This window comes from Candidatus Palauibacter australiensis (genome assembly GCA_026705295.1).
In the GTDB taxonomy this organism is placed as follows: domain Bacteria; phylum Gemmatimonadota; class Gemmatimonadetes; order Palauibacterales; family Palauibacteraceae; genus Palauibacter; species Palauibacter australiensis.
In genome coordinates, this window is sequence record JAPPBA010000043.1 from 1 (window position 1) to 6125 (window position 6125).

Here is a 6125-nt window from a genome sequence, read left to right on the forward strand (position 1 = left end):
AATCTGCACCCCGCTTTAGAGGGTTCGTCGGATCATGCCACCGGCCATCATCGCCACTCGCCACTCACGCGTGCAGACACGAGTTCTCCACTAGTCGAGCCAACGGTCACCAACGTCCCTGGCATCTAGAGCTAGCCGGGCAACCCAGCGTACCAAACGCGTTCCAGGTATGGGAGAAACTGTCATGAAACGACTGATGATATGGGGCGTGCTGCTCGCTACACCGCTGCAGGCGCAGGAAGCGCCTGGACGGTCGACGCCGCCTCCGCAGACAGCGGAGACGGAGGGTCGGTTGATGCTCGAAGCGGGCATCGACGGCGGTAACGACATCGCGTGCCCCGGGCACTACGTCGGCGTGAAGGGGCGGGTCGCCGGCCCCGTGTCGGTGTACGCCAATGTGGACAACTTCCGTTGCGTGGACGTCGCGGGCACGACCAGCCGGAGCGGACTGTCCGTCCGGATCGGGCGCGGCGAGTGGCTCCTGCGGCCGGCGGCGCGCGCGGGACTGGCGTACACCGGATCTGAAGTGGTCCATACGTTCGGCGCCAGCCTGACGCTCGGCCGGCGGTACGGCGGCCGCGTGATCCTCGACCGTCAGCCTCTGTCGGACAGCGACGACGCGCTCATCTTGTTCCAGATCGGCGGCTACATCTCCTTCTGAGCGAGGAAGTGGCCACGCTGGCCGCTTGACGCCGGGAACCGGACGCTAGCCTGCGGGCGTCGCCTCCGCCTCCGCCAGCGCCACGCCCTCCTCCTCGTCCACGCGCAGTAGTAGCAGGAACCCGGCGGCGAGAAAGACGAGGATGGAAGCGATGGCCCAGCGGTGGCTGCCCGTGGCGCCCAGGATGAGCCCGTAGGAGAGCGGCCCGGCCGCGGCGGAAAGCCGTCCCGAGAAGGCGTAGAAGCCGAACAGTTCGCCCTGCTTGCTCTCGGGTACGAACGACCCGAGGAGGGCGCGGCTCCCCGCCTGGTTCGGTCCGACCATCAGCCCCAGGAGTATCGCCGCGCCCCAGAACATCGGGAGATCCCGCGCGGACCATGCCATGACGATCGCCACCATCAGCAGCACGAGCGTGATGGCGATCGTTCGCTTCCCGCCGATCCGGTCCTGGACGAACCCGAAGCCGATCGCGCTCGCGCCGGCCGTCAGGTTCACGACGATGCCGAGGACGAGGAGGTCGGCGGTCTCCATCCCGAACTCGACCCCGGCGAAGATCGCCGCCATGGCGAAGGCGGTCGCGAGCCCGTCGTTGTAGACGAGACGCGCCACGAGGAGGCGGACGGCCTGACGATAGCGCCTCAGGTCCCGGGCCGTGTTCGCGATGCGGCCGAAGCCCATCCGCACGCAGGTGCCGAGCGGCGCGCGGCGGCGGGGCTGCCGCTCCCGAAGGAAGAGAAAGACCGGAATTGAGAACACGAGGAGCCAGCCGGCGGCGAGGAGGCTCGTGGACCGCACGTTCAGCCCTCCGTCCTCCGGCAGCCAGCCGCTGACCATCCCCAGCGCCGGCACGAGGCAGAGAAGGCCGCCGAAGTATCCGAGACCCCAGCCCAGCCCGGATATCCGTCCCATGTTCTCTCGCGTGGAGATCTCGGGAAGAAACGCGTTGGCGAGCGACTGCATCGACTCGTAGGCGACGCTGGCCCCGATGAACACGAGCGCGGCGATCCACGCATCGCCCGGCCCCATGCCGAAGAGACCCGCGGTCAGGGCGACGCAGACCACTGTGGCGACGAACAGAAACCGCTTCTTGAGGCCGCCGTAGTCCCCCATCGCGCCCACCACGGGCATGATGAGCGCGGTCGTGACCGCCGAGACGGTGACCGCGCGCGTCCACCAGACGCCCCCCAGCACCTCGTCGGGAGCGATCGAGCGGGCGAACCAGGCGGAGAAGATGAACGTCACGATGATCGTCCCGAAGGCCGAGTGGGCGAAATCGTACATCGCCCAGGAGACGATCTCCCGGCGTGCGACGGGCGGGGGTTGAGGGGTCGGGTTCACTCGCGGCGGCCTTTCGAAGCAGGCGGAGGTCCGTTTCGGACGCTCAAGGGTACGACGAGGGGTCCGCGTAACGCGACCCGTCCGGTCGCGCTCGCCCGCCTCCGCCGACGGCCCGAACGCCACGCCGTCGGTTTGTCGCGAGCGCGTGGCGTAGGGTAGGTTTGCGGGAGAGTCGCCGTCGCAGGGGGCGTGCCCGGCGACGTTCCCGTATGAGGCACACGAGGCACACGAGACAAAAGATCTACATGTCTGAACAACCCGCTGCGAATACAGGATCGCACGTCAGCGAGGCCGAGGCCCGGAAGGTCGCCGAGGCCGCCCGCGAGACCGACTGGACGGGGCGAACCTTCGTCCGGAACCTCTTCCTCGGGAAGTTCCGGCTCGACGCGATCCACCCCTATCCGGACCCCGACGACTTCATCTCCGACCGCGCACGCGGGTGGACCGAGGACCTGCGGATCTTCCTCCGTGACGAGGTGGACTCGGACGGCATCGACCGGGACGGCAAGATCCCGCCCGAGGTGGTGCGGGCGCTCGCGGAGCGCGGCGCCTTCGGCATCAAGGTGCCGGAGAAGTACGGCGGCCTCGGGTTCAACCAGACGGAGTACGCGAACGCGATGCGCGTGGTGGGTTCGGTGGACGGCAACGTCGTCGCCCTCCTCTCCGCCCATCAGTCGATCGGCGTGGGGCAGCCGCTCAAGATGTTCGGCACCGAGGCGCAGAAGGCGGCTTACTTTCCCCGGCTCGCCAAGGGGGCGGTCAGCGCCTTCGCGCTCACCGAGAACGACGTGGGCTCGGACCCCGCCCGGCTCACGACCTCCGCCGAGCGCACGGAGGACGGGTCCGCCTTCATCCTGAACGGCGAGAAGCTGTGGTGCACGAACGGCACCCTGGCCGAACTCTACGTCGTCATGGCGCGCCACCCGGACACGGGCCGCATCTCCGCCTTCATCGTCGAGCGCGACTGGCCGGGCGTCGAAGTCGTGCGGCGCTGTCACTTCATGGGTCTGAAGGCGCTCGAGAACGGCATCATCCGATTCACCGACGTCCGCGTGCCGGCCGAGAACCTCCTCTGGAAGGAGGGGAGCGGACTCAAGCTCGCGCTCATGACGCTGAATACGGGACGCCTGACGATCCCGGCCTCGTCGGTGGGCGGCGCGCAGGCCGCGCTCGAGGCGTGCCGGCGCTGGTGCGCGGAACGCATCCAGTGGGGCGTGCCGGTCGGCAAGCACGAGACGATCGCACACTACCTGACGTCGATCGCGACGCGAACGTACGCCATGTCCGCGATCGCCGACCTCACGCAGTCGATGGCGGACCGGGGCGGCTACGACATCCGGCTCGAAGCCGCGATGGCGAAGCTCTGGAACACGGAAACGGGCTGGCAACTCGTCGATGACGCGCTGCAGGTGAGGGGCGGGCGCGGCTACGAGACGGCCGACTCGCTCACGGCGCGCGGCGAGGAACCGGTCGCTGTCGAGCGCTGGCTGAGGGATTTTCGCATCAACCGGATCTTCGAGGGATCGAGCGAGATCCTGCGCCTGTTCATGGCCCGCGAGGCCGTCGACCGGCACCTCCAGATTGCGGGCGATCTCGTCGACCCGCGGCTCGGCCTCGGCGCGAAGCTCGGGGCGCTGCCGAAGGCCGCCTGGTTCTACGCCACCTGGTATCCGACGACGTGGATCGGCTGGAGCCTGCCGCCGCGCTTCGCGAGCCACGGGCGGCTGGCGAAGCACCTGCGCTACGTCGAGCGCAACAGCCGCAGGCTGGCGCGCACGATCTTCCACCTCATGCTGCGGCACGGACCGAAGCTCGAGCGGCGCCAGGGCCTGCTCTTCCGCTGCATCGACATCGGCGCCGAGCTGTTCGCGATCGCGGCCGCCGTCACGAGGGCGGACATGCTGCGCCGCCGGGCGGGGGACGAGGCGCGCGACGAAGCCCGGGAGGCCGTCCGTCTCGCCGATTCGTTCGCGGCCGGGTCACGCCGTCGCATCGGCGAACTCTTCCGCCATATCCGCTCGAACCACGACGCGGCGGACTACCGCATCGCCCAGGACATCATGGCGGGCCGCTTCGAGTGGATGGAGCGCGACATCGTCGGCCTCCAGAAGGCCGCGCTCGAAGCCTGGAAGGGCACGGAGTCGGTCGGGCCGTCCGATCATGAACCCGACGCATCCCCGTCCGAACCCTTCACGGAGCCTCGCCGGGATGTCCGTCCCGCGAGCGCCGGGGCCGAGGTAGTCTGAGGGAGTCTAGCGTCCCGCAGCCGGACCCAGGGTCGCTCCTCCGGGGTCGATCAGCCGGACGGGCCGGGTGCGTCGTCCAGTATACCCTCTACTTCGATGCGGGTCTCGTGGCCGCATAGCGTGCCGGTGAGGACGGCCGCCACCGACGATCCGGTGCCGGAGGTGTCCGGCGCCCCGCTCAGAGCCATATCGATGTTGCAGGATCCGGACCGGCCATCGGACTGCCAGTCCAGCGTGCCGGCCACCGACCCCTCAAGGTTGAACGCCTCGAAGCCGACGAGGGTGAGGATCATCCGTTCGCGGACGTGCGGGCGGCCGTCCACCGTGAAGTGCGCACCGCCGCTCGAAACCCGGCATCCGCTGGGTGACGCCGCGTGATCGACCGTCAGCCTAGCCGTGTCGGCTACGGTCTCGTCCACGACGGTCCCCGTGATGGTGACCTGTCCTCCCAGAGGGCACGCGACCACGTAGCTGTTCTCCGAGCCGCCGATGATCGTGGCAGCCGTGTCGTGGTGAACCGCCCGCATCGCCTCGAACAGCGCCGTGGCTTCGGCCGCTGAGAGCGGCTCTCCGGTCGTCGGCGGACTCGTCGTTCCCTCGCTGCAGCCGGTGGCGAGCGCACCGGCCAGAAGTGCAGCAACGACATTTCTTCGGTCGAACATCCCTTCCTCCCTTCCTCCCTGGCCGGGTTCCGGCTCATGTGAAGCCACGGCGGCCTCCCGCCGGCCCGGCACTTCCACACCGTTAGAATATATGCAAGTGGGCCACTCCGGGTTCCACGCCGAGCGAGTCAGGCCTCGTCGAGCCCCTGCTCGCGCGCGTAGCGGCGCACCTCCTCGCTGATCTTCATCGCGCAGAACTTCGGGCCGCACATCGAGCAGAAGTGGGCGATCTTCGCGCCCTCCGCCGGGAGCGTTTCGTCGTGGAAGTCGCGCGCGGTCACCGGGTCGAGCGCGAGGTTGAACTGGTCCTCCCACCGGAACTCGAAGCGCGCCTTGGAGATCGCGTCATCCCACGCCTGCGCGCCCGGGTGTCCGCGCGCGAGGTCCGCCGCGTGTGCCGCGATCCGGTACGCGATGACCCCCGCCTTCACATCGTCGCGGTTCGGAAGTCCGAGGTGCTCCTTCGGCGTCACGTAGCACAGCATCGCCGTGCCGTGCCAGCCGATCGTCGCCGCGCCGATCGCGCTCGTGATGTGGTCGTAACCCGGCGCGATGTCCGTCGTCAGCGGCCCCAGCGTGTAGAAGGGCGCCTCGTCGCACCACTCGAGCTGCCGGTCCATGTTCTCGCGGATCAGGTGCATGGGGACGTGCCCCGGGCCCTCGTTCATGACCTGCACGTCGTATTCCCAAGCCAGCCGGGTCAGTTCGCCCTGCGTGCGCAACTCGGCGAACTGCGCCTCGTCGTTCGCGTCGGCGATCGACCCCGGCCGCAGCCCGTCTCCCAGCGACAGCGACACGTCGTACTCCCGCACGATCTCGCACAGCTCGCGGAAGTGCGCGTAGAGGAAGTTCTCCCGGTGGTGGGCCATGCACCACTTGGCGATGATCGACCCGCCCCGGCTCACGATCCCCGTCACGCGCTCCGCCGTGAGCGGCACGTACCGGAGCAGCAGCCCCGCGTGCACGGTGAAGTAGTCCACCCCCTGCTCGCACTGCTCGATGATCGTGTCCCGGTAGACGTCCCACGTGAGTTCCTCGGGGATGCCGTCCACCTTCTCCAGCGCCTGGTAGATGGGCACGGTGCCGATGGGAACGGGGGAGTTGCGGAGGATCCACTCCCGCGTGGCGTGGATGTTCCGGCCCGTGGAGAGGTCCATGACCGTGTCGGCGCCCCACAGCGTGGCCCAGCGGAGCTTCTCCACCTCCGCCTCGATGGAC

General features: G+C 68.9%; 4 protein-coding genes and 1 pseudogene. 2 read left to right on the forward strand and 3 right to left on the reverse strand.

Annotated features, from left to right (window positions below):
* Nucleotides 1-184: 184 nt before the first annotated feature.
* Entirely contained in the window at nucleotides 185-661 is a 477-nt protein-coding gene (locus OXN85_03120) for a hypothetical protein (protein ID MCY3598952.1), read from the forward strand.
* Nucleotides 662-706: 45 nt separating this feature from the next.
* On the opposite strand, the gene OXN85_03125 is transcribed toward OXN85_03120, so the two are convergent.
* Nucleotides 707-1942: an MFS transporter gene (locus OXN85_03125; protein ID MCY3598953.1), complete on the reverse strand. Its 1236-nt coding sequence runs from the start codon at nucleotides 1940-1942 to the stop codon at nucleotides 707-709.
* A gap of 302 nt (nucleotides 1943-2244) precedes the next feature.
* Between OXN85_03125 and OXN85_03130 the strand changes: the two genes are divergently transcribed.
* On the forward strand, nucleotides 2245-4245 hold the full coding sequence (locus OXN85_03130) for an acyl-CoA dehydrogenase family protein (GenBank protein MCY3598954.1): 2001 nt from the start codon (nucleotides 2245-2247) through the stop codon (nucleotides 4243-4245).
* Nucleotides 4246-4295: 50 nt separating this feature from the next.
* Here the strand turns inward: OXN85_03130 and OXN85_03135 are convergent, their stop codons facing one another.
* Both OXN85_03135 and thiC read right to left on the reverse strand, forming a co-directional pair.
* The gene (locus OXN85_03135) at nucleotides 4296-4907 is read right to left on the reverse strand and encodes a hypothetical protein (GenBank protein MCY3598955.1); all 612 of its coding nucleotides are present in this window, start codon (nucleotides 4905-4907) and stop codon (nucleotides 4296-4298) included.
* A 149-nt stretch (nucleotides 4908-5056) separates the two neighbouring features.
* Nucleotides 5057-6125: pseudogene (gene thiC, locus OXN85_03140) on the reverse strand (phosphomethylpyrimidine synthase ThiC).